The 23,610-nt window shown below is 46.8% G+C and carries 22 protein-coding genes and 2 tRNA genes; 5 read left to right on the forward strand and 19 right to left on the reverse strand.

Annotated features, from left to right (window positions below):
• Positions 1-7: 7 nt before the first annotated feature.
• The 3 genes from argC to MC24_RS02745 are packed head-to-tail and all read right to left on the reverse strand — an operon-like array spanning position 8 to position 3,446.
• A complete protein-coding gene (gene argC, locus MC24_RS02735) occupies positions 8-1,027 on the reverse strand; it encodes an N-acetyl-gamma-glutamyl-phosphate reductase (RefSeq protein ID WP_038052248.1) in 1,020 nt (339 codons plus the stop codon).
• Positions 1,024-2,220, reverse strand: a complete 1,197-nt coding sequence (gene argH / locus MC24_RS02740; RefSeq protein WP_038052250.1) for an argininosuccinate lyase — start codon at positions 2,218-2,220, stop codon at positions 1,024-1,026. The genes argC and argH overlap by 4 nt, the downstream gene beginning before the upstream one ends.
• Complete coding sequence (locus tag MC24_RS02745; protein ID WP_038052253.1) at positions 2,217-3,446, reverse strand: argininosuccinate synthase; 1,230 nt, start codon at positions 3,444-3,446, stop codon at positions 2,217-2,219. The genes argH and MC24_RS02745 overlap by 4 nt, the downstream gene beginning before the upstream one ends.
• A gap of 362 nt (positions 3,447-3,808) precedes the next feature.
• Between MC24_RS02745 and MC24_RS02750 the strand changes: the two genes are divergently transcribed.
• The 4 genes from MC24_RS02750 (at position 3,809) to MC24_RS02765 (ending at position 5,938) form a co-directional block, all read left to right on the forward strand.
• A tRNA-Ser gene (locus tag MC24_RS02750) sits at positions 3,809-3,899 on the forward strand.
• A 61-nt stretch (positions 3,900-3,960) separates the two neighbouring features.
• A complete protein-coding gene (gene rimP / locus MC24_RS02755) occupies positions 3,961-4,413 on the forward strand; it encodes a ribosome maturation factor RimP (protein ID WP_038052255.1) in 453 nt (150 codons plus the stop codon).
• A 12-nt stretch (positions 4,414-4,425) separates the two neighbouring features.
• Positions 4,426-5,460, forward strand: coding sequence for a transcription termination factor NusA (nusA, locus tag MC24_RS02760; protein WP_004082323.1), 1,035 nt, complete (start codon positions 4,426-4,428; stop codon positions 5,458-5,460).
• Between the two features lie 19 nt (positions 5,461-5,479).
• Positions 5,480-5,938 carry a Fur family transcriptional regulator gene (locus MC24_RS02765; RefSeq protein WP_029683830.1) on the forward strand — a complete coding sequence of 153 codons (459 nt, stop codon included), beginning with the start codon at positions 5,480-5,482 and terminating at the stop codon, positions 5,936-5,938.
• On the opposite strand, the gene MC24_RS02770 is transcribed toward MC24_RS02765, so the two are convergent.
• The 14 genes from MC24_RS02770 to MC24_RS02835 form a co-directional block, all read right to left on the reverse strand.
• A complete protein-coding gene (locus MC24_RS02770) occupies positions 5,853-7,028 on the reverse strand; it encodes a ComEC/Rec2 family competence protein (protein WP_038052259.1) in 1,176 nt (391 codons plus the stop codon). The genes MC24_RS02765 and MC24_RS02770 overlap by 86 nt on opposite strands.
• The gene (locus MC24_RS02775; RefSeq protein WP_038052261.1) at positions 7,025-8,230 is read right to left on the reverse strand and encodes a 2,3-bisphosphoglycerate-independent phosphoglycerate mutase; all 1,206 of its coding nucleotides are present in this window, start codon (positions 8,228-8,230) and stop codon (positions 7,025-7,027) included. The genes MC24_RS02770 and MC24_RS02775 overlap by 4 nt, the downstream gene beginning before the upstream one ends.
• 2 nt (positions 8,231-8,232) lie before the next feature.
• On the reverse strand, positions 8,233-9,849 hold the full coding sequence (locus MC24_RS02780) for a tetratricopeptide repeat protein (protein WP_038052264.1): 1,617 nt from the start codon (positions 9,847-9,849) through the stop codon (positions 8,233-8,235).
• Entirely contained in the window at positions 9,846-11,432 is a 1,587-nt protein-coding gene (locus tag MC24_RS02785) for a DAK2 domain-containing protein (RefSeq protein WP_038052266.1), read from the reverse strand. Before MC24_RS02785 ends, MC24_RS02780 begins: the two co-directional genes overlap by 4 nt.
• A gap of 16 nt (positions 11,433-11,448) precedes the next feature.
• Positions 11,449-11,778 carry an Asp23/Gls24 family envelope stress response protein gene (locus MC24_RS02790; protein WP_004082317.1) on the reverse strand — a complete coding sequence of 110 codons (330 nt, stop codon included), beginning with the start codon at positions 11,776-11,778 and terminating at the stop codon, positions 11,449-11,451.
• Positions 11,775-13,601 (reverse strand): 1-deoxy-D-xylulose-5-phosphate synthase, encoded by a 1,827-nt coding sequence (dxs, locus tag MC24_RS02795; RefSeq protein WP_038052276.1) that lies wholly within the window; start codon positions 13,599-13,601, stop codon positions 11,775-11,777. The genes MC24_RS02790 and dxs overlap by 4 nt, the downstream gene beginning before the upstream one ends.
• Complete coding sequence (locus tag MC24_RS02800) at positions 13,564-13,791, reverse strand: exodeoxyribonuclease VII small subunit (protein ID WP_012896319.1); 228 nt, start codon at positions 13,789-13,791, stop codon at positions 13,564-13,566. The genes dxs and MC24_RS02800 overlap by 38 nt, the downstream gene beginning before the upstream one ends.
• Entirely contained in the window at positions 13,788-14,972 is a 1,185-nt protein-coding gene (gene xseA / locus MC24_RS02805; protein WP_038052279.1) for an exodeoxyribonuclease VII large subunit, read from the reverse strand. Before xseA ends, MC24_RS02800 begins: the two co-directional genes overlap by 4 nt.
• On the reverse strand, positions 14,969-15,784 hold the full coding sequence (locus tag MC24_RS02810) for a bifunctional 5,10-methylenetetrahydrofolate dehydrogenase/5,10-methenyltetrahydrofolate cyclohydrolase (RefSeq protein WP_038052282.1): 816 nt from the start codon (positions 15,782-15,784) through the stop codon (positions 14,969-14,971). The genes xseA and MC24_RS02810 overlap by 4 nt, the downstream gene beginning before the upstream one ends.
• Positions 15,785-15,797: 13 nt before the next feature.
• The gene (locus tag MC24_RS02815) at positions 15,798-17,426 is read right to left on the reverse strand and encodes a formate--tetrahydrofolate ligase (protein WP_038052284.1); all 1,629 of its coding nucleotides are present in this window, start codon (positions 17,424-17,426) and stop codon (positions 15,798-15,800) included.
• A gap of 11 nt (positions 17,427-17,437) precedes the next feature.
• Entirely contained in the window at positions 17,438-17,866 is a 429-nt protein-coding gene (gene nusB / locus MC24_RS02820; RefSeq protein ID WP_038052287.1) for a transcription antitermination factor NusB, read from the reverse strand.
• A 21-nt stretch (positions 17,867-17,887) separates the two neighbouring features.
• Positions 17,888-18,253 (reverse strand): Asp23/Gls24 family envelope stress response protein, encoded by a 366-nt coding sequence (locus MC24_RS02825; protein WP_038052290.1) that lies wholly within the window; start codon positions 18,251-18,253, stop codon positions 17,888-17,890.
• A gap of 14 nt (positions 18,254-18,267) precedes the next feature.
• Positions 18,268-18,825, reverse strand: a complete 558-nt coding sequence (gene efp, locus MC24_RS02830) for an elongation factor P (RefSeq protein ID WP_038052293.1) — start codon at positions 18,823-18,825, stop codon at positions 18,268-18,270.
• A gap of 72 nt (positions 18,826-18,897) precedes the next feature.
• Positions 18,898-20,805 carry a transketolase gene (locus MC24_RS02835; RefSeq protein ID WP_038052295.1) on the reverse strand — a complete coding sequence of 636 codons (1,908 nt, stop codon included), beginning with the start codon at positions 20,803-20,805 and terminating at the stop codon, positions 18,898-18,900.
• A 116-nt stretch (positions 20,806-20,921) separates the two neighbouring features.
• Here MC24_RS02835 and uvrB point away from each other — a divergent pair, with 116 nt between their 5' ends.
• Entirely contained in the window at positions 20,922-22,916 is a 1,995-nt protein-coding gene (gene uvrB / locus MC24_RS02840) for an excinuclease ABC subunit UvrB (protein WP_038052298.1), read from the forward strand.
• A gap of 16 nt (positions 22,917-22,932) precedes the next feature.
• Here uvrB and MC24_RS02845 read toward each other — a convergent pair.
• Positions 22,933-23,010: transfer RNA gene (locus MC24_RS02845), tRNA-Asp, on the reverse strand.
• Positions 23,011-23,048: 38 nt separating this feature from the next.
• Positions 23,049-23,609: a 2-oxoacid:acceptor oxidoreductase family protein gene (locus MC24_RS02850; protein ID WP_038052301.1), complete on the reverse strand. Its 561-nt coding sequence runs from the start codon at positions 23,607-23,609 to the stop codon at positions 23,049-23,051.
• Between the last annotated feature and the right edge of the window lies 1 nt (position 23,610).

Raw genomic sequence — 23,610 nt, forward strand, 5'->3', positions numbered from 1 at the left:
ACCCCTTTCATGGATATATTGGAGTGAATTCGAGTCCTTTCGTCTCGGCCAGCCCGAACATGATGTTCATATTCTGAACTGCCTGCCCCGATGCCCCCTTCACGAGATTGTCTATTGCACTCATCAGTATGAGAGTGTTCGTTCTCTCTTCCAACTGCATACCAATGAACACGTGGTTGGATCCATAGCACCATTTTGTTGAGGGATAAATTCCCGTGGGAAGAACATGAACGAACGGTTCGTTCCTGTAGAATTCGAGGTACGCTTCGTATATCTCTTCGAGGGATTTGTCCGTTTTCACGTATATCGTCGAGAGGATACCGCGTGTCATGGGAACAAGATGAGGTGTAAACACCACCTTCACTTTCTTACCTGAGATCTTCTCAAGTTCCTGTTCCATCTCGGGAACGTGTCTGTGCTTTGCCACGTTGTAAGGTCTGAGACTTTCGTTCACCTCGGAGAAAAGATAATCCACCTTCTCCTTTCTTCCCGCCCCGGAAACACCGGATTTCGCGTCGACCAGTATCGTTTCTGGATCCACAAGGTTGTGTTTCAGCGCGGGAGCAAGAGCGAGTATGACACTCGTGGGGTAACATCCGGGGTTTCCCACCACCTGAGCGTTCTTTATCTCTTCACGATGGAGTTCTGGAAGTCCATAGACTCTTTTTACATTCTCGTATCCCGGTAGCTCTTTTTCGTACCACTCTTTGTACACCTTCGGATCGTCGAAACGAAAATCCGCGCCAAGATCTATTACCCTAACACCTTCAATCTCTTTGACGAGATCATAGCTCGCACCGGCCGGAAGCGCTGTGAAAAGAACATCGCAATTCTTTGAAACTTCCTCTGGATCGAACTCGCTGAGCACACTGTCTTCTAGTGTCGAAGGGAAGACTTCTTCGAGTTTCTTTCCAGCGTAGGTTCTCGAGGACAGATAGGTTATCTTCACCTCGGGATGGCTCTTCAAAAGCCTGACGAGTTCCAGCCCTGTATACCCTGTCACACCTATTATTCCAGCCCTGATCAATCTTTTTCCCTCCCGTACTTTTCCGCCACCATCCTGTAAGCGTCACGGAACGGCACTCCCTGTTTCACAAGTTCATAGACCCTGTGTGTGGCCAGCACTTCCTCAGTAATACTAGACTCGGATCTTTCTTTATCAACTTCAAGATGGTCAAAAATTATTTTCATTATTCTTACGATATTCTTACTAATCTCAAAAGCCTCTATCATTGGTTTCTTCAGAAGCTGGAAGTCTCTGTGGTAACCGAAGATGAGATTCGACGGCAGAGTGACCGTCATCAGCATCTTCGAAACTATCGCGTGGTGATAAGCTCTTACGAGTTCCAGTGGATCAGGATTTATTTTGTGCGGCATGATGGAACTTCCCGTGCAGAGCTCTTTTGGTAGCTTGAGATAACCTATCTCTGGAAGCGAGAAGAATATGATATCGGAGGCGAACCTGTTCAAGTCGTAGGATATCTGGGAGAGCGTGTGAAGAATCAGATACTCAAACTTCCCCCTGCTGTTCTGGGTGTAGATGGGATTCCACTGGACCCTCGAGAATCCGAGTTCTTTTGCAGTGAACTCTCTGTCTATGTCTATGGGAACACCATAACCGGCTCCAGTTCCTAAAGGCGATTGATCTACGATTTCGTAAGCTGTTTTGAGAAGTTTCAGGTCGTCTTCGAGGGCGTCTTTCAGCGCTCCAGCCCACGTGGCAAAATCTGTTGGCATCGCTTTTCTGGTGTGGGTGTATCCTGGAAATTTCACATCACCAAATTTTTCTATGAATTTTCCAAGAGTCTTTTGAAGTTCTTTGAGGAGGCTTTCTATCTCTTTCAACTCTTCTTTGTACATGAGTCTCAGTGCGGTTAAGACCTGATCGTTTCTTGAACGAGCGGTGTGGATCTTTTTCCCGATCTCTCCAAGCTTTTTCACGAGAAAGTTCTCGATGGCGGTGTGGCAGTCTTCCTCCTCTGGCTTTATCTGAAACTTTCCTTCCTTTATAAGGTTCGAAAGCTCACTGAGCGCTTCTTCTATTTTTCTCTGTTCCTCCGCACTCAGAAGGCCTATTTTGCGTAGCATTCTGGAATGTACTACGGAGGCCTTTATGTCGTATTCTATGATCTTCATGTCTGTTATGTAATCGTCTCCGACGGTGAATTTTTCTACTTCTTCGTTGACTTTGTAGCCTTTTTCCCAGAGTTTTTCGTTCATATCTGATACCCCTTTTTCACGAGCTGGTAGACCTTCAACCTCAGGGCGTGAATGTTGATGAAGCCCTTCGAGTCAGTCGCATTGAAGCCCCCTTCAACGTCCATGCTTGAAAGTTCCGGGTTGTACAGCGAGTACGGCGAATATCTCGCGACGGGCATAACGTTTCCTTTGTAGATGGATACCGTCACCTTTCCGGTCACGTTCTCCTGTGCTTTTCTGAACGCTGCGAGGAGGAACTCCATTTCTGGAGAAAACCAGAAACCGTTGTATATGAGCTCCGCGAACTTCGGAGCGAGCATGTCTCTCAGGTGCATGACTTCTTTGTCCATGGTGATTCCCTCGAGATCTCTGTGTGCGATCCACAGGATCGTCGCACCCGGGGTTTCGTACACCCCTCTTGATTTTATACCTATGAATCTGTTTTCGACCATGTCGAGCCTTCCCACTCCGTTTTTCGCGCCTATTTCGTTCAGATACTCGAAGAGTTCGAGAGGATCCGTTTTTTCTGTTCCATCATTGGGATTCACGACCTTCACCGGAATGCCGCTTTCGAAGTGGATCTCGAGCAGTGTTTCTTCGTCCGGAGCATCCTTTGGAGAGACCGTCCATGTGAACACGTCCTCGTCAGGTATGTGTGCCGGATCCTCCAGTTTGCCCGCTTCGTGGGATATGTGCATGAGGTTTTCGTCTTCGCTGTAGGGTCTTTTTTTGGAGACTTTGATGGGAATTCCTTTCTCCATGGCGTAGTTTATGAGATCTGTTCTTCCCTTGAATTTGGCGAGAAATTCAGGGTCCTTCCAGGGTGAGATGACTTTGAGATTCGGATTCAAAGCAGCGTAGGTGAGTTCGAATCTCACCTGGTCGTTTCCTTTACCAGTTGCACCGTGTGCGACGTACTGTGCTCCTTCTTTCTCGGCTATTTCCACCTGTCTTTTGGCTATGAGAGGTCTTGCGATGGCGGTCCCAAGAAGGTACCTTCCTTCGTACATGGCGTTTCCAAGTAGTGCGGTGAATATGTAATCCGTGACGAATTCCCTTCTGAGGTCTTCCACATAGACTTTTGAGGCACCTGTCTTCAATGCCTTCTCTCTGATTGCATTGAAATCGTCTTTCTGACCAATGTTCGCAACGTAGGCTATCACTTCGAAACCTTTTTCGCAGAGCCACTTCAGGATAATGGAAGTATCGAGACCACCACTGTATGCAAGAACGACTTTCTCTTTCATGAAGAACCCTCCTTTTTGTTCTTGATAGCATAATTATAGGATTATTTAAAATGATTTATATGAAGTGTTTTTTCACTGTTATTTTCAATTTTGTAAAGGATGAAATCCACATATTATTTTCGTGTTTATGAATATCAATTACGGAAAAGACAATCTCCGTCAATATTGAAAGTCCTTTCCGTGAGATAGTAAAATAATAAATGGGAGGTGAGAAATCAATGATAACAAAGATCCTTTCCATCTTTGCACTTTTCGTTTTCGCCGTGGGGGTATGGAAATATTTCAGAATGAAAAAGAAGGAAGAAAAATGAAAACTTGAACAAGGAAACGATTGAGTGTATAATATTTTTCTGGTGTGGAGAGGAGAGGTGGCCGAGGGGTCTAAGGCGCACGCCTGGAGAGCGTGTGGTGGCCAAAAGCCACCCGTGGGTTCAAATCCCACCCTCTCCGCCAGAGAAAGACCGGGACTTTTCAGGTCCCGGTTTTTCATTCATCATACGGGGTGGGTGAGAGCATGTTTGAAGAAATGATCCTCGAGAAGGTAAGAAAAGAAGCAGAAAGGATAGCAGAAGAACAAGGATTGGAAATATTCGATGTTCAATACAGACGTGAGAGCAGAGGATGGGTCCTCAGAATCATCATAGACAATCCCGTGGGTTATGTGAGTGTGAGGGACTGTGAGCTCTTTTCGAGGGAGATGGAACGATTCCTCGATCGTGAAGACTTCATAGAACACTCCTACACACTCGAAGTCTCTTCGCCGGGACTCGACAGACCGTTGAGGGGTCCGAGAGATTACGTTCGTTTCACCGGAAAGCTCGCAAAAATAGTAACAAAGGATGGAAAGACCTTCGTAGGCAGAATCGAATCCTTTGTCGACGGAACTATCACGATCTCGGACGAGAAGAGGAAATACGAAATAAACATCGATGATGTGAAGAGAGCGAATCTGGAAGTGGAATTTTAAGGAGGTGGCATTATGAACATAGGCTTGCTGGAAGCCCTCGACCAGCTGGAGGAAGAAAAAGGAATTTCCAAAGAAGAGGTCATTCCTATCCTTGAAAAAGCACTGGTGAGTGCTTACAGGAAGAACTTTGGAAATTCCAAGAACGTGGAGGTTGTTATAGATAGGAACACGGGAAACATAAAAGTGTATCAGCTCCTCGAAGTTGTGGAAGAAGTGGAAGATCCAGCAACACAGATATCTCTCGAGGAGGCGAAAAAGATCGACCCCCTCGCGGAAGTTGGGTCTATTGTGAAGAAGGAACTGAACGTTAAGAATTTTGGAAGAATAGCCGCGCAGACAGCGAAGCAGGTTCTCATCCAGAGAATCAGAGAACTCGAGAAGGAGAAACAGTTCGAGAAGTATTCCGAACTCAAAGGAACGGTTACAACCGCTGAAGTCATAAGAGTCATGGGCGAGTGGGCAGACATCAGAATAGGAAAGCTCGAGACAAGGCTTCCAAAGAAAGAGTGGATCCCCGGTGAGGAAATCAAAGCCGGTGATCTGGTGAAGGTCTACATCATCGATGTGGTTAAAACAACCAAGGGGCCGAAGATACTCGTGAGCAGGAGAGTACCGGAGTTCGTAATTGGCCTGATGAAACTCGAAATTCCGGAAGTGGAGAATGGAATCGTGGAAATAAAGGCCATTGCCAGAGAACCCGGTGTTCGAACAAAGGTGGCAGTTGCATCGAACGATCCGAACGTGGATCCCATAGGTGCCTGCATCGGTGAAGGAGGATCGAGGATAGCCGCCATACTGAAGGAGCTCAAGGGTGAAAAACTCGACGTTCTGAAGTGGTCGGACGATCCCAAACAGCTCATAGCGAACGCCCTTGCGCCGGCTACCGTCATAGAAGTGGAGATACTCGACAAAGAGAACAAGGCCGCACGCGTTCTAGTTCCTCCGACACAGCTTTCCCTCGCCATAGGAAAAGGAGGGCAGAACGCGAGACTCGCTGCAAAGCTCACAGGATGGAAAATAGACATAAAACCGATCATGAATCTGTGAAGCAGAAGGAGGTGCTCAGATGTACGAAGAACTTCGAAACGAATTGAAGAAGAGAAAATACAGAATCACAGCACAGAGGGAAATGATTCTCAAGATCTTCCTGGAGTCTCGAGGAAGGCATCTGGGAGTAGAAGAGGTTTACCGGGAACTTCTGAACAGGAACGTTCGAATAAGCAAAGCCACGGTTTATAGGGCGGTGGAACTTCTTGTGGAGCTTGGATTTTTGAGAAAGCTGAACTTCGGAGAAGGGCTTTACAGGTACGAGCTGGCCGATCGATCTAACAGGGAATCGCATCAGCACGTGATTTGCCAGAAATGCGGGAGGATCGTGGAGATAAACTCGGAACAGGTGAATAAGATAATATCAGACATCTCTGAAAAAACGGGTTACGTTATAAAATGGCACGACTTGAAATTTTATGGAATATGTCCCGAATGTCAGGCGAAAGAAAAAGAAGAGGAAAAAAGATCAAAATGAAGTAAAGATACTGTGGAAGAGGAACTTCAGGGAGCAGATTCGCCAGTTTTATGAACCCGTTCAGAGGAAGCGATACGATGTTCGTTATCTTTGCTGCGATCAGAGCGGATGTTTTGAGACCCAGGAGGAAAAGAAGAAACGAAAGGTGAGCGAGCCACGTTACTGGTATCATGAGAAGGGATACAGGAATGGAGAGAACCAGAGCCGACATATTGGTTCCTCCAAAGAAAAGGCAGAGAAACGGTAGAGCCGACAGATAAGCCTTCACTGTCAGTTCGAAAATGTTTTTTGACTCCAGTATGCAAAGGGTGACAAAGAAGGACAACAGGAAAGAGGGAGTGAAAACAACGGTGGGATCCACGATCATCATGAAGGATCCCACCGTTGCTGTTGTATGAAGGGGGGTCGTCCTGAAGCCGGTAATTTTGAACACTACCCAGAGAAGAATGGTCAAGTAAGCCCTGATGACAGAGGGTGTACCCACTGTGATCACATAGGGAACGAGTAACAAAAGTGCGGCAAGCTCCTGATACGTTCTTCTCCATGTCAAAAAAGACAACAGCGTTGTGTAGAGTGAGAAAGCTATTCCTATGTGCAATCCGGAAACCGCGAAAAAGTGCCCCAGACCACTTCTGTAAATGTCTCGGTCTTTCTCTCCGAAAAGCACAGAAAGAACCGTTCCATTCGTCATCTTGGAGAAGGATTCTTTCAGAGTCTTGAAAGAAGGCTTTTCAACTTTTCTTATGTACGATGGATGAAAGGTGTTTCCATCGAAGTATCCGATTGCGTAGATGTATCCCTCTTCTGAAGTTTCTATTCTCACAGGGTATATCTTCTTCCACTCTCCTTGAAATACTTTCGCCTGTCTCAGTCGTCCCCTTTCAACGTATCCTACCAGCTCGTAGTTTCCGGCAGGGACGGTGCCAATCTGATAGAGAGAAGCGCTCAGCAGAGTGAAGAATATCACCACAGAAATATCCCTGTTCCTTTTCCAGAAAAGAGCCACCAGTGGGAAAAGCACATACCACGGAAAACGAAAAAGGGCGCCGATCAGCGCCCCGAGACACAGCGAGAAGAAAACGAGTATCATGCTCCGAATTTTTCCAGCTTTCCGGCGTACGCGAGAGCCAGTGTCATGACGTCGCTTGCGTGGATCGTTCCGAGTGTGCCCCTCGCGCATTCGAACTCGTTGAAAGCTTGAGAAAGACCTCTTCTTGTATACTTCGACCAGATGAGAAGAGGTACGGGATGCCAGCTGTGTGCTTTCAGCGGAACGGGAGTGGAATGATCACCCGTGATCACAAGAACGTCGGGATTCAGAGAAACTATCTCTGGAATGAGCGCATCGACCTCTTCTATCACCTTCACCTTTTCTTCGAATTTTCCATCCTCACCGTAAGAGTCGGTTTTCTTCACGTGGACGTAGAAGAAGTCGTAGTCGTTCCATCTTTCCTTCAGCGTTTTTATCTCGTCGGCTACAGTCTGGCCCGTTTCTATTATCTCCATTCCCACGAGCTTTGCAAGACCTCTGTACATCGGGTACGTTGCTATGGCTCCCGCTTTCATCTTGTAAACTTGAGGGAATTTCGGAAGATCCGGGTACTTGGAAAAACCTCTGATGAGGGCGAAGTTTATCTTCGGATTGTCTTTCAGGACTTCCGCTATCTTTTTGATCAACTCGTTGGTGATCCTTGCCGTTTTTTTCGAAGGTTCGTCCAGACCTTCTGCCCAGACCATGGGATGTCCTTCTTTCTGGGGATCTGCATCTGTCACGTTATCTCCGAGCCCTTCTCCTGTGAATTTCACAACGAATCTGTGTTCCTTTCCAGGGTAGAAAGTGATCTCCACGTCTTCGATTTTCTTTATCTTTTCCGAGAGCAGCTGAACCACCTTGGAGGATTCTTCTGTGGCAGGCCTTCCGGCTCTTCTGTCGAGGACCACTTTTCCATCCCAGGTGGCGAAATTCGCCCTTGCAACGACGTCTTTTTCTCCCACTTCAACACCTATACCGAGAGCTTCGAGGATTCCTCTTCCAATCTGGTACTTTATGGGATCGTATCCGAAGAGCGAAAGGTGTCCTGGCCCGCTTCCCGGGGTGATTCCGGGAAGAACGGGTATCGTCTGTCCGAGATCACTTTCTTTTGCCAGATTGTCCAGATTCGGAGTGTTCGCAGCCTGAAGAGGTGTTTTTCCGTTCACGGGAATGTCCCCAAGACCATCCATTACGAGGAGAACAATCTTTGCTTTTTCTTCTGTGACGAGTTTCGATACGAACTCCTGTTTATCGAACATCTCTATCCCTCCTTCTGAAAAGTCAGTTTCTCCAGTAGATATTTTAACCTTTCGTCATCTGATACAGGTGTTCCCTGCTCTATGGATTGTAGAAACGCGATAACAAGATCCGAGAGTCTGTTGAAATCAAACCTGTCTGCGTGCCTGAATCTGGCGAGCCTCAGAGAAAATTTCCAGTTCACATCCTGGGTCTCCGCGACCAGTTCTCTCAAAAGTTCCTCCATGGTAGGTTCTTCTTCAGCGAGAAAATACTGGAAAGTTCTCGTCAAAACGATTGTGGAGGCGATCATCACAGAGCTACCGTAGAACGCGGAGACGAATTTCACGGCGTTTTCTTCCATTTTGAAGATATCGGGGGATTCGAACATGATACCGAGGATCACTTCGAGCATTTCTGAAGAGTCCAGTGTTGTATCGTAAAACGGAAATTCCCCTTCTCTGAGTCTCTCTATTCGTCTTTTCGCATACTCGTCTTCTGAATCGATTTCTTCCGAAAGGGCAACAACATCGATAGTGCCATCGAAAAAGTAATCTTTCAGCCATTCGAATTCCTCTTGAGAAGGAATCACCACATCCTTTTCTGCGAGTGAGATCATGAATTCGGCTCTATCTTTCAGCTCATCCGAGACTTCCGAGAGGATGGATATGGCTTTTTCCTTCTCAAAGTGAAGCAGGATTGTTCCGTAGTTGTACTTCAGAATCTCTTCTTCTCTATGCCTTCGGTAAGCGTCCTCAAAAACCTCGAGGGCTTCTTCGTACAGTCCGAGCGTCTTGAGGAGTAGCCCGTATTCGTTGGCTACAAGAGAATCATCGGGATTTTTTTCATAAAGTCTCTTTAGGATTTCGAGAGCTTCGAAGAGTTTTCCGAGTTTTATGAGAGTGTAAGAGAGATTGTACTCCACATGATCTTTTCGTTCTATTTCCAGAGCCTTTTTGAAGAACTTCTCTGCTTCTTTGAATCGTTGGAGCTGATTGTAGATAACTCCCAGTCTTTCGTAGACTTCGACAAAATTGGAGTCTTTCTCGAGGATTCTCCTGTATTCTTCGATCGCTTCTTCGAGCCTTCCTTCTTCCAGAAGGAGATCTCCTTTCTTGAGGAGTGGTAAGAGAAACTCTTTGTTGACTTCGTAGGCTTTTTCGTAGAAGAGAAGACTGTCTTCGATCTCGTTTTTCTCTTTGAGTATACCGGCAAGTTCAAAATATGCTGGTGCGAAACGGTCGTTCATCGAAATGGCGAGCCTCATTTCGATTTCTGCTTCTCCAAGCTCTCCTCTGTGTTTCAGGAGAAGTCCACGGTAGAAATGATAGCGGTAGTCGTACTGAACTTCCTTGGCTTTTTCCAGAATTTTCTCGGCTTCGTCGAGCTTTCCTTCGCGCAGGAGCTGTTTGAATTTCTCGTAGAGGAAGAACACATAATAGGATCTGTAGTATTCATCCTTTGTGATCTCGTATTGGGCTTCCAGACCCCTCAATATGACATCGAGGGGTATCCTATCTTCTTCCAGTACCTTCGGGAGATCTTCAGCGAGGACAGGGAGTTTCACTGGAAGATTATTCTGTTTCGCTTTTTCTGGATCCAGCGGGAGATAAACGATTGCCTTTATATTTCCACCTCTCATTGTAGAAGCATCAAATAAGGATAGTGAGGCTGTCCTCCTTCGTAGATTTCAAGATCGAGATTTGGGAATTCTTCTCCTATGAGTTTTTGAATCTTTTCAAGTTCTGGTTTTCTGTAGTTGTCTCCCAGAAAAACCGTCAGTATCTCTTTTTCGTGTGCGTTTTCCTTTTCCAGAGCTTCTTTCAAGACCTTCACGAGGCTGAACCCGTGGGACACGAGTTCCTTTCTGACAAACAGCAGATACTCGCCTTTCCTTATTCGTCTGTTTCCGTACCTGGAATCTCTCACTGCCCTTGTAACGGAGATGGGAACACACTGGGAGATGGCTTCTTCAAACCTCTTTAGAAGGTCTTCCGGTTCCGCGTCGGAATCGTACTCCACCATGGCGGCCACACACTCTTGAACGAAGGAAGTTGGAACAACGATCACTCTTCTATCGTCGAACGCATCCGCTACTTGTTTTGCTGTGAGAAGGACGTTTGCGTTGTTCGGGAACAAAAAGACATTCCTGGCGTGTGTCTGTTCCACGGCCGCTTTCAGATCGGCAAAGCTGGGATTCATGGTCTGACCGCCAGGCACTATCACGTCCACTCCAAGGCTCTTCAGTATATCTGAGATACCCTTTCCGGGAGAAACAGCAACAACCCCGATTTCCTTTGTGGGCTGTGTAGAAATCACGTGTTCGTGCTGAAGCTTCATGTTGTCTATTTTCACCTTCACTATTTCTCCGAATTCAATGATTTTTTCCAGTACCTGACCTGGATGATTCGTGTGAACGTGCAGTTTTATCAGGTCATCCTGTTCGACAAGGACAACAGAGTCACCGATCTCGTTGAGGAAAGCTTCGAGTTCGCTTTTTTCAACCACCTGGTTCCTTTTGACTGCCACTTCCGTGCAGTAGCGGTTCGTTATCTCTTCAAAGGCCATCCTCTGGAGCTCTTCAACGGAGGCCTGTTCTACCTCTTCCAGATTAACTTGTATGTTTCCCTTTATGGCATCCCTCATACCTTCGAATATGTAATAGAGGCCTTTCGCACCGGCATCTACTACACCGGCTTCTCTGAGTTTTTGAAGCATGTGTGGGGTTCGGTTCACAGTGTCTTTCACTGTTTCGACGATCCAGTCGAAGAGTTCCTCGAAAGTTTCAAAATTCTTGTTTTGTAGCTGTTCATCCAGAACTTTCACAACCGTCAGCATCGTTCCTTCAACAGGTCTTATGACGGCGCTGTAAGCGACTTTTCTGGAATTGGAGACCATTTTTACGAAATCTGCTGGTGCGATGAACTCTTTTGGGGAAGCGTCTGCCAGTCCTCTCAGAATCTGAGACAGTATCACCCCGGAATTTCCCCGGGCTCCCATCAGTGCACCTTCTTTTATGGCTTTCCATACCTCATTGAGATCGTCACTTTTAACGTTGTCTATGTACTTGCACGCTTCCAGCATGGTGGAACACATGTTGGATCCTGTGTCTCCGTCTGGAACTGGAAACACATTCAGGGCGTTTATTTCATCTCTGTGTTTTAATAGATTTTCAGTTGCCTTCTTTATGATGATTTTGAGAAATCTGCCTGTGATCTTTTTCAAGGTCTCTACCTCCGTTTCACCTGATACCTACCACATGGACTGTTATGTTCAGCTTTTCACACCCAGCGAGGGTTTTCAGCTTGTGAGCAACGTTGTCCGCAATGTTCTTGGCGACTTCTCTGATGTTCACTCCGTATTCTACTTCGATGTACACATCAACGTTGAGAGAAGAATCTTCCAGTTCCTCGATCTTAATGCCTCTGTCCCCTCCGAAGATTCGTTCGAAGAAGGATCGGGAATCTCCAAGTCCTACCGTTCCATAGCTCTCCAGAGTCGCAAAGTACACGATTTTTTTCAATGCGTTGAGTGTGATTTCGAGCTCCCCGTTTTCCAACATGATCCTCATACTTTCCCCTCCCTACTTCTGGCCTTAATATATGTTAGCACAGTTTTTGTGAGTCCCTCCGAATCCAGCCCCAGCGTGCTGAGAAGCTCCTTTCTTCCCCCATGAGGAACAAAAAGATCTTCGACACCCACATTAACGATCTTTCCCTGCCATCCCATTTCTTGAAGTCTCTGAGCAACAAAGGATCCAAAACCACCGATTCTCATAGCCTCTTCAACGGTGATAATGATATCGTGATCCCTGGCGATTTCTTTCAGGACAGCTGTGTCCAGCGGTTTCACCGTGAGGGCGTTCACCACGGTCACGTCCAGTGGTATTTTCAAAACTTCGTTCAGAATGGTTCCGGTCGCTATTATTGCAGCTTCTTTCCCCCTCCTCAATATCTTCCAGCCAAGGTCTACCTTTTTCATGTTCTCCAGAATGGATTCGACTTCACCGTAGAAGGATTCCTTGGGGTATCGAATGGCAACAGGCCCATCGAGGTTCTTTAGAATGGTGTAGAGTGAACTCACGAACTCCTCAGGAGAGGACGGAGAAATGATTTTCATGTTTGGAACAGGAAGCAGATAATTTATGTCGAACAGACCGTGGTGTGTGGGGCCGTCTTCTCCCACCACTCCGGATTTGTCGATTGCAAAGAGAACGGGAGCGTTCTGTAGGGCCACATCGTGAACGATTTGATCGTACGCTCTCTGCAAGAAAGTGGAGTATATGGCGACCACAGGTTTCATTCCATGAAGACCGAGAGCGGCTCCAAAAGTTACGCACGTCTGCTCCGTTATTCCGAGATCGAAGAAGCGATCGGGATGTTCTTTCTGGAAGATGGAAAGCCCCGTTCCATCAGCCATCGCAGCCGTTATGGCGACAATTTTTTTATCTTCTCTCGCTATTCTTGAAAGGGTATATCCCAGGAGTTCACTGTAAGAGAGCATTTTCGGTTTTTCAGATGGCGGAGCGCTGTGATACTTTGTGGGATCTTCTTCTGCGGCGGTGAATCCTTTCCCTTTTTTAGTCACCACGTGAACAACCGATGGATAATCGTAGTCTCTGATTCTTTTGAAAACTTTTTCCAGTAGCTCTATGTTGTGGCCGTCAAAGGGGCCGAAGTATTTCAATCCGAGGGATTCAAAGAAGTTGGTTCCCTGTATCATTCCCTTGAGACTGTCTCTCAAATATTTCATCTCTTCCTCGACTTCGAATCCAATTTCTGTCTTTTCGAGAACCTTCTTCAAGACTTTTTTTCCTTTCAGGTAAATAGGACTGGTTCTCAATTTCGAGAGATGGTAGGCCAACCCACCTACGTTCGGCGAAATGGACATGCCGTTGTCGTTCAGTATGATCTTCATTTTTGAGTTGAGATTCTTCAGCTGGTTCAATGCTTCGAGTGCCATTCCGGAGGTGAGGGCACCATCACCGATGACAACCACAACGTGTCTCTTCTCTTCGAGCAGCTCAAAGGCTTTTTCGAAACCAAGGCCTGCGGCTATGGAGGTTCCAGCATGGCCTGTTCCAAACCAATCGAATGAGGACTCTCTTCTTGTCACAAAGCCACTGAGACCACCAAAGGTTCTTATTGTGTGAAACAGATCATCACGACCGGTGAGGATTTTGTGTGTGTAAGTCTGGTGGCCGGTATCCCAAATAATGGCGTCCTCTCTCGGGTCGAAGACCCTGTACAGAGCGAGGGTCAATTCTATTGTTCCAAGATTCGATGCGAGGTGCCCCCCGTTTTTCAGGACAACTTCTGTGATCCTTCTTCGAATATCCTCGGCCAGTTTTTTCAGCTCATCGTAACTCATTCTCTTGATCTCGTCCAGGAGCATCTATCTCACCTTCCAGCTCTTTCATCACGTCGATGATCTTCAGTCTGTTTTGCTGAAGAATCTCTTTGCACTTTCTGTAGAGTTCCACTCCGCGTTCGAAGAGTTTGATGGATTCTTCAAGGGGAAGATCTTCTTTTTCCAGTCTGTTTACGATTTCCTCCAGTTCTTTCATCATTTCCTCGAAATTCACTCTATCACCTGCGCTTTCTTGGTTCCATCTTTGAAAACGAGTGACACAGCGTCTCCTTGTTTCAAGATAGAAGATTCTTTAACGATTTCCTCACCTTTTTTCACCAGGACAAACCCTCTTTCGAGAGGTCTCAACGGGTTCAAACTTTCGAGCATTCTACCGAGACTGTCGAGTTTCTCTTGGTTGTGCTCGAAATAATCTATGAGTTTCTTTCTCAACTTTGTGGTCAATTCTTTGACCTTCTCTATTTTAAATTCGTTTAGCTCGAGTTTCCTTCTGCCGATCATTCTGAGGCGAAAATAAAGTGTTTCCAACTTTTTCTCTTCCACGTTGAATCTGTTAGACAGGGAAGTTGTTAGCTTTTCGAGGAATAAGTCCAGGTCTTCGTGTATCTCACTCACATCCGGTATCACGTACTCGGCAGCACCCGTTGGAGTGTGCATTGCCACATCTGCCACGAAATCCGCTATCACACGGTCTATCTCGTGTCCTATTCCCGTCACAACGGGATGTCGAAGTTTGAGAATCTCACGGATCACATCCTCTTCGTTGAAGACCCAGAGGTCCTCTTTGGAACCGCCACCCCTCACGATCATAACAAGATCGAGATCGTATTCGTTAGCCTTTCGCAGAGCTTTTATGAGCTCCTCTCTTGCAGAATCACCCTGAACGGAAGCGTGGAAAACGTAAATTTCGAGTGGGGCTTTTCTTTCTCTGGCAGTTCTTATCACATCCTGCAAAGCAGCGGAGTCTCGAGATGTGATGATACCGATCTTCTTAGGAAATCTGGGGATGGTTTTCTTTGCTCTGGAAAGGAGACCTTCTTCGAGGAGTTTTTTCAGTGTGGTTTCGAATTTTATCTGATACATACCAACTCGATCCAGATATCTCACGTTCGAGCAGATGAATCTGTAGGTTCCATGAGGAATGTAGACACTGACACTTCCCTCGACAAGAGCCATTCTACCTTCTTGAAGACGAATTCCCATGTTGTCTCCACCAAATATTACACACTCCAGTCTGGCGTTTTCCTCAACCAAGGAGAAAAAAATATGCCCCTTTCTGGGGCGCACACCAGAGATCTCACCGTAAACGCTCACGTTGGTGAGATAGGGATCTCCTTCTATCAGGTTCTTTATGTACTCGTTTATCTCTGTAACGGAATAGGTGTAATCCTTCATTTCATTTGTCTCTCCGCCGCTCTCACAACGTGTTCAAACAGGAGTACGGTTGTCACCTGCCCCACACCCCCTGGAACGGGTGTCACTCTGGCGATCTCTTCAACCGATGGATCGACATCTCCCTGGAGTTTTCCATCCACGTAGTTTATTCCCACGTCTATCACAATAGCTCCTTCTTTTACCATGTTCTTTTTCAAAAAGTTCGCTCTACCGACGGCTACCACCACAATGTCGCTGTTTTTCGTTATTTCTTCGAGATTCACCGTTCTGGAGTGACAAACCGTGACGGTCGCGTCCCTTCCTTTCTTCAAGAGCATCAGGGCGAGTGGTTTTCCCACGGTGACACTCCTTCCAACAACGGTTACTCTTTTTCCGGAGAGGCTTACCTCTCTTTCCAGTATTCTCACAGTAGCTTCGGCAGTGCACGGTGGAAAGAGCTCTTCATCGTAAAGAAGAAGTCCGAGATTAGCAGGATTCACACCTTCAACGTCTTTCTCAACGGGAACATAGGAAAGGATTTCCCTTTCGTCGAGACCTGGAGGAAAAGGTCTTGCGACGAAGACTCCGTTCACACTTTCGTCTGATTCGAGTTTCTTCAGAGTGGAAACTATATCCTCAGGAGAAACGTTCAGAATTTCAAAAGCTATTCCGAGTTTCTCGGCTTTTTTCCTCTGAGACTTTAAATAAGAAAGAGTCGATGGATCATCTGTGCACACAACGCTGACCAGTTTGGGAGTGAAACCGAGTTTTTCTATTCTCTCTTTTGTTCTTTCCTCGATGCTTTGAGCTATTGTCTTACAGTCGATCCACACGTTGTGACCCCCTTCATGAAACACCCACTACGTTACCATCATTGTCTACGTCCATATTCAAGGCGTTTGGTCTTTCCGGAAGACCAGGCATCAAATTTATATCCCCTGAAAGAGCAACAACGAAACCTGCTCCAGCAGATACGAGAAAATCACTGACAACGAACGTGTATCCTTCGGGTGCACCTCTGAGAGATGGATTGTGGGAAATGGACTTTGGAGTTTTGGCAACGATCACGGGAAGATCATCAAAACCGTGTTTTTTGATAAACTTAAGAGCATTTTTTGCGGCATCGGAAAATTCCACTCTTCCGGCTCTGTAGATTTCTTTTGCAAGGATCTCTATCTTCTTTTCCACAGGATCGTTCATCTCGTAGAGGTAAACCGGTTTTACATCCTTTGCAGCTTCCATCACAGCTTTTGCGAGTTCGATGCCGCCTTCACTACCCTTTTCGAAGACCTCGCTGACTGCCACCCTCACACCGAGTCTTTCGCATTCTTTCATCACGTAAGCGATTTCCTTTTCTGTGTCCGTACCGAACCTGTTCAGCGCTATCACGACGGGTAGATTGAATTTTCTCAGATTTTCGACGTGTACTTTGAGATTCTTGAATCCTTCTTTGAGGGCTTCCAGGTTTTCCTCGTGGATGTTTTTGAGGTCCGCGCCACCGTGGTACTTCAAAGCTCTCACTGTGGTCACCAGAACGGCTGCGTTCGGATAAAAGCCACCGATACGGGAAACAAAGTCGATGAATTTTTCAGCACCGAGGTCTGCGCCAAAACCCGCTTCCGTGACAGTGTATTCGGAGAGTTTCATAGCCATCTTCGTCGCTATGATGGAATTGGTACCGTGTGCGATGTTGGCGAAAGGTCCGCAGTGTATGAGCGCTGGAGTTCCTTCTGTTGTCTGAACAAGATTGGGATTCATGGCATCTTTCAAAAGAACGGCCATGGCACCCTGAATTCCAAAATCAGAGACCCTGACGATTTTCCTGTCAGTGTTGAGCGCTACGATTATTCTTCCAAGCCTTTCTTTCAGATCCTTCATGTTTTCAGACAGAGCCAGAATGGCCATCACTTCGGAAGCGGCTGTGATTATGAATCCATCCTCTCTTGGAAATCCGTTTGCCGATCCTCCAAGACCGACCACTATGTTTCTCAAAGCACGATCGTTCATGTCCATAGTTCGCTTCCAAAATACTCTTGTTATGTCTATTTTGAGTTCGTTGCCGTGTTTTATGTGGGAATCCAGAACGGCCGCCAGCAGATTGTGAGCGGAGGCCACGGCGTGTGTATCTCCTGTGAAATGAAGGTTTATTTCATCGGAAGGAAGAACCCTCGACCTGCCACCTCCTGTCGCACCGCCTTTCAATCCAAGGGTGGGGCCGAGGGAAGGTTCTCTCAAAGTAACTATCGATTTCTTACCGATTTTGTTCAGAGACATGGAAAGTCCTATGCTAGTGGTAGTTTTTCCTTCACCTGCAGGGGTGGGGGTAACCGCCGTCACGAGAATCAGTTTTCCGTCTTCACGATTTTCGAGACTTTTCAAGAATCTGTGGTCGATCTTCGCTATGTAGTGGCCGTAAGGATAGAGAACATCGTCTTTCAATCCCAACTGATCGGCGATCTCTTTGATCGGTTTCAAGATTATCACCTTCAAAGTTCGAATTTTTCTTTTGGAGCGTGTTCTTTGGCGATTCTGTCCAGTATTCCGTTGACGAATTTTCCGCTGTTTTCTGTACCGTATCTCTTGGCTATTTCTATGGCTTCATCGATGGTCACTTCTATAGGGATGTCTTTTTCGAAGAGAAGTTCGTATGTAGCGAGTCTCAGAACGTTTCTGTCCACAACCGATAGTCGGTTCAAAGACCACTTTTCCAGATATCGGGAAATGAGATCGTCTATCATGGGAAGGTTCTCTTTTATACCTTTTATGTATCGTTGGGCATCTTCTTTTGCCTTTTTATCGTAGGTTTCATCCAGAATTTCCTCAAGAATCTGCTCAAGATCTTCGTCTCTTCTGAATTCATGCTGAAAAAGGGCTTTGAAGACAGCAAGCCTCATTCTTCGCCTCGGTGTTTTCATGTCTGGATCTCCTTTCCAGATTTATTCTTTCTTTTCTTCATCCTCCTTGGTTTCTTCTGGTTCTTCTTCCAGTTCCTCTTCTTTCTCAAAGACGTTCTCCACTGTGACGTTGATGGATTCCACTTTCATGGATGTCATCATTTCAACATCGTGTTTGATCTTTTCAGTGAGTTTGGAAACGTATTCCGGGATCGACTCGCCGTAGGGCACATCGATTTTGAACTCGATCACAAGGCTGTCATCCGGGTTTCTGGTAACATCGAGGCTCTTTCTGATCTTCTTGATAACCTTCGAGCTCACATCTCCCAAAAACTCTTCGATACTTCTGATTGCGATTTCTTTTATCACCCCGTCGGATATTTCGATGTTCTTGTATTCTTCCGCCATAAAGATCCCCCCTTTTATACTCTTCCAACGTACTCTCCTGTTCTCGTATCAACTTTTATTTTATCACCAACTTCGATAAAGTAAGGTACAGTGATCTTCAATCCAGTTTCAAGAACCGCAGGTTTTCCTCCACCAGAAACGGTGTCGCCTTTAAAGGATGGTTCTGTCTCCACCACTGTCAGTTCAACGGTGGTTGGGAGTTCTATTCCTATGGGTGTTCCTTCGTGAAACACGAGGTCCAATTCCATGTTTTCAACCAGGTAGTATTTTGCATCGCCTATTTCTTCCTCACTCAGAGCGTGTTGTTCATAATCATCGAGCGTCATGAAATAATAGTGATCTCCGTCTCTGTAAAGGTACTGGGCTTTCCTGAAAGAGAGCTCTGCTTCTGGGACCTTATCACCACTTGGAAAGTTCACTTCCCTGACGAGCCCTGTTTTCACATTCTTGAGTTTTGTTCTGATGAGTCCGCTTCCTCTTCCCATGAAGTGTTTGCTCGCCTCGAGGACTCTGTATATTTCTCCATCGTAGATGATGAACATACCCTTCTTCAGATCACCTACTTCGATCATCTGAACACCTCCTTACAACAAAATCTACGAGGGGATTTCCTCCCCTCGTAGAATTTTATCATGAACGATTTTTCAGAGCATCTCTTTAAGTCTGTAGATTATTCCTTCTTTATCCAGACCGTACAGTTTGTAGAGCATTTCGTAGCTACCGGACACGGCGAACTCTGGGACACCTGCTCTCACGTACTTCTTTGGGAGAATACCGTTTTCAAGAAGGACGGTTCCAAGGTAACTTCCGAGCCCTGTGAAAACGTTGTGATCTTCCACAACGAGAACGGGTTTTCCATTGACCATCTTCAGGGTTTCTATATCGAGGTCCACCGGACAGGAGACGTTCAGAACGGTTACGTTCACTCCTTCTTTCTTGAGTTCATCTGCGGCACTCACAGCTTCGCAGAGTGTGGAACCGTAGGTGATGATCACCGCATCGTCACCTTTTCTAACGACATCGATCTTTCCATATTCGAAGGTGTAACCCTCTCCGAAGAAGGGTTTCCCGTTTTCATCGAGGATGATGGGAAGATTGGATCTTCCCATGGCGATCACGAAGTTCCCGTATTCCTTCGCAGCGTACCTCACAGCTCTGTCTGTCTGGTTGGGGTCACCGGGAACGATCACTTTGAAGCCATACCAGTTCATCGGCCCCGAAACGTAGTCGAGTCCATGGTGAGTCTTTCCGTCCTCTCCCACGTTGAGTCCACAGTGCGTGACAACGACTTTGAGATTCGTTCCGTTGATGGCGTTCAGCCTGTGCTGGTTGTAGGTTTCGGAAATTCCAAAAACACCGAAGTCGGCGAAAAACGTGATCACGCCCTCCGCGGAGAGTGCCCCCGCCATGGCAGCAGCGTTGTGTTCCTGAACACCCACTTCCAGGAGTTTCTCAGGGAACTCTTTGTCGAGCAAATCGAGTTTGACCGATCCCTTCAGGTCGCAGTCCACAGCGACGATGGGAGTGGCTTCTGGATTGTTCACGTTCTTCTTCACCAGATCCAGAAGGGCTTTTCCGAATGCGCTTCTGTTGTCGGTAGATGAGGTGTAGGTGATGGGTTCTCCCGTGTCGATCTTGATCGGATAAGTCTTGTAAACCTTCCTGTGTTTTTCCGCTGGAAGCTGTTTTCTTTTTTCGATGTACACATCCACGTCGTTTTCAATTCCGAGTTCCGCAAGGGCTTTTTCGAGTTCTTCTCTGTTCAGAGGTTTCCCGTGGTATTTCACCTCGTTTTCCATGAAGGAAACACCTTTTCCCATGACAGTTTTGGCGAGAATGGCAACGGGATTCAATTCGTCTTCTATTGCTTCTTTCAGTGCGAGGTAGATTTGTTCGTAGTCGTGCCCGTCGATTTCGATGACTCTCCAGCCGTCCGCTAAGTAGTTTTCCTTTATGTTCACGGGCATGACGTCTCTGGCACGGCCACTGATCTGGGCGTCGTTGTAGTCGATGATCACCGTGAGATTCGTGACACCGTACTTTTTCGCCACTCTTCTTGCCTCCGCTACCTGTCCTTTTGCCTGTTCCGCGTCGCTCATGAAAACAAAGACGTGGTAGTCGTTTCCTGTGAACCTGGATGCGAGGGCAAAACCGAGTCCGGCTGAAAGACCCTGACCGAGGTTTCCGGTTGACCAGTCGATGATACCAACACCTCGGGTCACATGCCCTTCAAAAACAGAAGCGTGATGTCTGAACCCTGTGAGGACTTCTTCGAGATCGACAAACCCTAAACGAGCCATAGCTGCGTAAACACCTGGAGAGGTATGACCGTGACTGATCACGACTCTGTCTCTTGCGGGATCATCGACGGGTTTGAGTTTTGCGTACTTGAAGACGGTAAGATAAAGATCGATCGAAGACATGGACCCTCCAGGATGGCCTGAGTTAGCTATGTAGGTCATTTTCAGTATGTCACCGCGGCAGAGTCTTCCGAGTTCTTTCAACTCTTTGAGTTCACTTTCTGGAAGTTTCTCATAGGGAAACCTTTCCATCGTTAAACTTCACCTCCCACAACTGGGTCATAATATTGATCAAGAGATAGTTTTACCTGTCCTTTGAGATTCTACCATTATAGATATGTTAAAAAGTTTTCCAGGAGGAAAAAATTGTGTTCAAGCTGGTGAGTGAATTTAAGCCAACGGGTGATCAGCCACAGGCCATAGAAAAACTTGTGGAAGGTTTGAACAGGGGAATGAGGTTTCAAACACTCCTTGGTGTTACGGGGAGTGGAAAGACTTTCACCATGGCCAACGTGATAGCGCGTGTAAACAGACCCGCCCTTGTGATCTCGCCAAACAAGACGCTTGCCGCCCAGCTGTATCAGGAGTTCAAAACGTTCTTTCCGGAAAATCGAGTGGAGTTCTTCATAAGTTACTACGATTACTATCAGCCAGAGGCCTACATTCCAACGAAGGATCTTTACATAGAGAAGAACGCCGACATCAACGATGTGATCGTGCGAATGAGAATGTCCACGTTGAAATCTGTGAGAACTCGCCGCGATGTGGTGGTAGTTGCCAGTGTTTCGTGTATTTACGCCACGGGGGATCCGAACGATTTCGACAGGATGAACATAAATCTCGCCGTTGGAGATAGAATAGACGTTATGGAACTCGCGGAAAGACTGGCAAGGATAGGCTATCAGAGAACGGAGGATGTGTCTCTTTCTGGATGCTTCAGACTGAGAGGAGACACGGTGGAGATCTACCCGACGTATCAGGATGAGGGAATCAGGATCGAATTTTTCGGGGACGAAGTGGATTCGATAGCGTTGATAGACAGATTCAATCGCAATACGTTGGAGCGTCTCGACAAGATCATCATCTATCCTGCCGTTGAATTTGTCACAACGGAGGAGAAACTCAAAAGGGCCGTCGAATCAATAGAAGAGGAGCTTAACGAAAGACTCTCGGAGCTCAAAAAACAGGGAAAGATTCTCGAGTACGAACGCTTGAAGCAGAGAACTCTGAACGACATAGAGTTACTGGAGACCATGGGATACTGCCCGGGGATAGAGAACTACTCCAGGCACTTCGATGGAAGAAAACCTGGAGAGCCTCCGTACACACTTCTCGATTATTTCGATGAAGACTTCATCGTGTTCATAGACGAATCACACATCACGGTTCCTCAACTCAGGGCCATGTACAACGGAGACAGATCCAGGAAGAAAAATCTGGTCGAATACGGTTTTCGCCTGCCTTCCGCTTACGACAACAGACCACTGACTTTTGAAGAATTTTTGAAAAAAACAGGCCAGATCATCTTCGTTTCCGCTACACCGGGGGATTTTGAACTTTCGATCTCTGAACAGGTTGTCGAGCAGATCATTAGGCCCACCGGACTCGTGGATCCGGAGGTGGAGGTACGTCCCACCGCGGGACAGGTGGACGATCTTGTGAACGAGATCGTGAAAGTGAAAGAGAGAGGGGAGAGGGCCCTCGTTACGGTGCTCACCAAAAAAACGGCAGAGCTCTTGAGCGAGCATCTGACGGAGCTTGGTATAAGATCGCTCTATCTTCACTCCGAACTGGACGCCATAGAGAGGGTCGAAGTCTTGAAGAAACTGCGACGAGGAGACGTGGACGTGGTCGTTGGTGTGAACCTTTTGAGGGAGGGTCTCGATCTTCCCGAGGTGTCACTGGTGGCGATCATGGATGCGGACGTGGAGGGCTTTCTGCGGTCTGAAACAACGCTCATCCAGATCATAGGAAGAACTGCAAGGAACGTCAACGGAAAGGTCATCATGTACGCCGACAGGATAACAAACGCGATGAAAAGAGCCATTGAAGAAACGAACAGAAGAAGGAGGATTCAGCTCGAGTACAACAGAAAACACGGTATCACTCCACGTTCTGTGATAAAGCCTCTGGAGATAGAAGTATTCGAGCAGTTCATGGTGAAAGAGGAACCAGAGAGGTACGGAGACACCGTGAAGAACATCTTTGAGATGAAGAAAACGCTCTCGCCGGAGGAATACATGGCCATTCTCGAAGAGGAAATGTATCGAGCTGCGAGCGAGCTCAGGTACGAAGACGCAGCAGCCTTGAGAGATGAGCTGTTCAGAGTCAAAGAAGAGATAAAAAAGGAAAAGGGGCTTTGAGCCCCTTTTTTCTTTCTGGCGGGGACGACGGGATTTGAACCCGCGACCACCGGTGTGACAGACCGGCATGCTAACCAGGCTGCACCACGTCCCCTGAACCGAATACTATTTTCTCAGAAAAGTCACGGGTTGTCAAGAGGATTTGTGGTACAAACTACCGATGAACTCCCTGCCTTTTTTTATAGCGATCAGATCGATTTTGAGGAGATCTTCCCTGGTTTTTGAAAGTTTTTCCCTGAGCGCTTCTTCCGCGGCCTCAAAGCTCACCACTCCCGTTAATTCCAGAAAAGCTCCGAGCATCACCATGTTCGCGGCTTTCACGTTTCCCGCTTCTTCCGCTATTTCGTTCGCTGGTATTTCGATCGTTTCTATATCGCCCCTGTCTATGATCTGTTCAACAACAGAAGAATTGACCAGAAGCAAGCCCCCGGACCTGAGTTTTGCTCCGAATTTCATCATGGAGGGAAAGTTCATTGCTATCACTTCCGTGGGATGATCAACCACGGGGGAAGTGATTGGCTTTTCATCAACGATCACGGTGCAGTTGGCGGTGCCTCCTCTCATTTCGGGACCGTACGAAGGAAGCCAGGTAGCGTTTTTTCCTTCTATAACAGCAGCCGCAGCAATTATCTGTCCTGTGAGCATGATTCCCTGACCACCAAAACCGGCTATTATTATCGCGTGATATGCCATA

The organism is Thermotoga sp. Mc24, from assembly GCF_000784835.1.
Taxonomy (GTDB): Bacteria; Thermotogota; Thermotogae; order Thermotogales; family Thermotogaceae; genus Thermotoga.

Excerpts from the sequence above, each read along its gene's own strand:
- MC24_RS02780 (WP_038052264.1), bottom strand. The coding sequence starts at position 9,849 with ATGAGAGGTGGAAATATAAAGGCAATCGTTTATCTCCCGCTGGATCCA.
- efp (WP_038052293.1), bottom strand. The coding sequence starts at position 18,825 with ATGATCGAAGTAGGTGATCTGAAGAAGGGTATGTTCATCATCTACGAT.
- MC24_RS02790 (WP_004082317.1), bottom strand. The coding sequence starts at position 11,778 with ATGAGGATCATGTTGGAAAACGGGGAGCTCGAAATCACACTCAACGCA.
- argH (WP_038052250.1), bottom strand. The coding sequence starts at position 2,220 with ATGAACGAAAAACTCTGGGAAAAAGGCTACAAAGTCAACGAAGAAGTA.
- MC24_RS02765 (WP_029683830.1), top strand. The coding sequence starts at position 5,480 with ATGTACGAAGAACTTCGAAACGAATTGAAGAAGAGAAAATACAGAATC.
- xseA (WP_038052279.1), bottom strand. The coding sequence starts at position 14,972 with ATGAAGGATTACACCTATTCCGTTACAGAGATAAACGAGTACATAAAG.
- MC24_RS02825 (WP_038052290.1), bottom strand. The coding sequence starts at position 18,253 with ATGGCGGAAGAATACAAGAACATCGAAATATCCGACGGGGTGATAAAA.
- rimP (WP_038052255.1), top strand. The coding sequence starts at position 3,961 with ATGTTTGAAGAAATGATCCTCGAGAAGGTAAGAAAAGAAGCAGAAAGG.
- dxs (WP_038052276.1), bottom strand. The coding sequence starts at position 13,601 with ATGCTCCTGGACGAGATCAAGAGAATGAGTTACGATGAGCTGAAAAAA.
- MC24_RS02745 (WP_038052253.1), bottom strand. The coding sequence starts at position 3,446 with ATGAAAGAGAAAGTCGTTCTTGCATACAGTGGTGGTCTCGATACTTCC.
- nusB (WP_038052287.1), bottom strand. The coding sequence starts at position 17,866 with ATGAAAACACCGAGGCGAAGAATGAGGCTTGCTGTCTTCAAAGCCCTT.
- MC24_RS02850 (WP_038052301.1), bottom strand. The coding sequence starts at position 23,609 with ATGGCATATCACGCGATAATAATAGCCGGTTTTGGTGGTCAGGGAATC.
- MC24_RS02770 (WP_038052259.1), bottom strand. The coding sequence starts at position 7,028 with ATGATACTCGTTTTCTTCTCGCTGTGTCTCGGGGCGCTGATCGGCGCC.
- MC24_RS02775 (WP_038052261.1), bottom strand. The coding sequence starts at position 8,230 with ATGTTCGATAAACAGGAGTTCGTATCGAAACTCGTCACAGAAGAAAAA.
- nusA (WP_004082323.1), top strand. The coding sequence starts at position 4,426 with ATGAACATAGGCTTGCTGGAAGCCCTCGACCAGCTGGAGGAAGAAAAA.
- MC24_RS02835 (WP_038052295.1), bottom strand. The coding sequence starts at position 20,805 with ATGGAAAGGTTTCCCTATGAGAAACTTCCAGAAAGTGAACTCAAAGAG.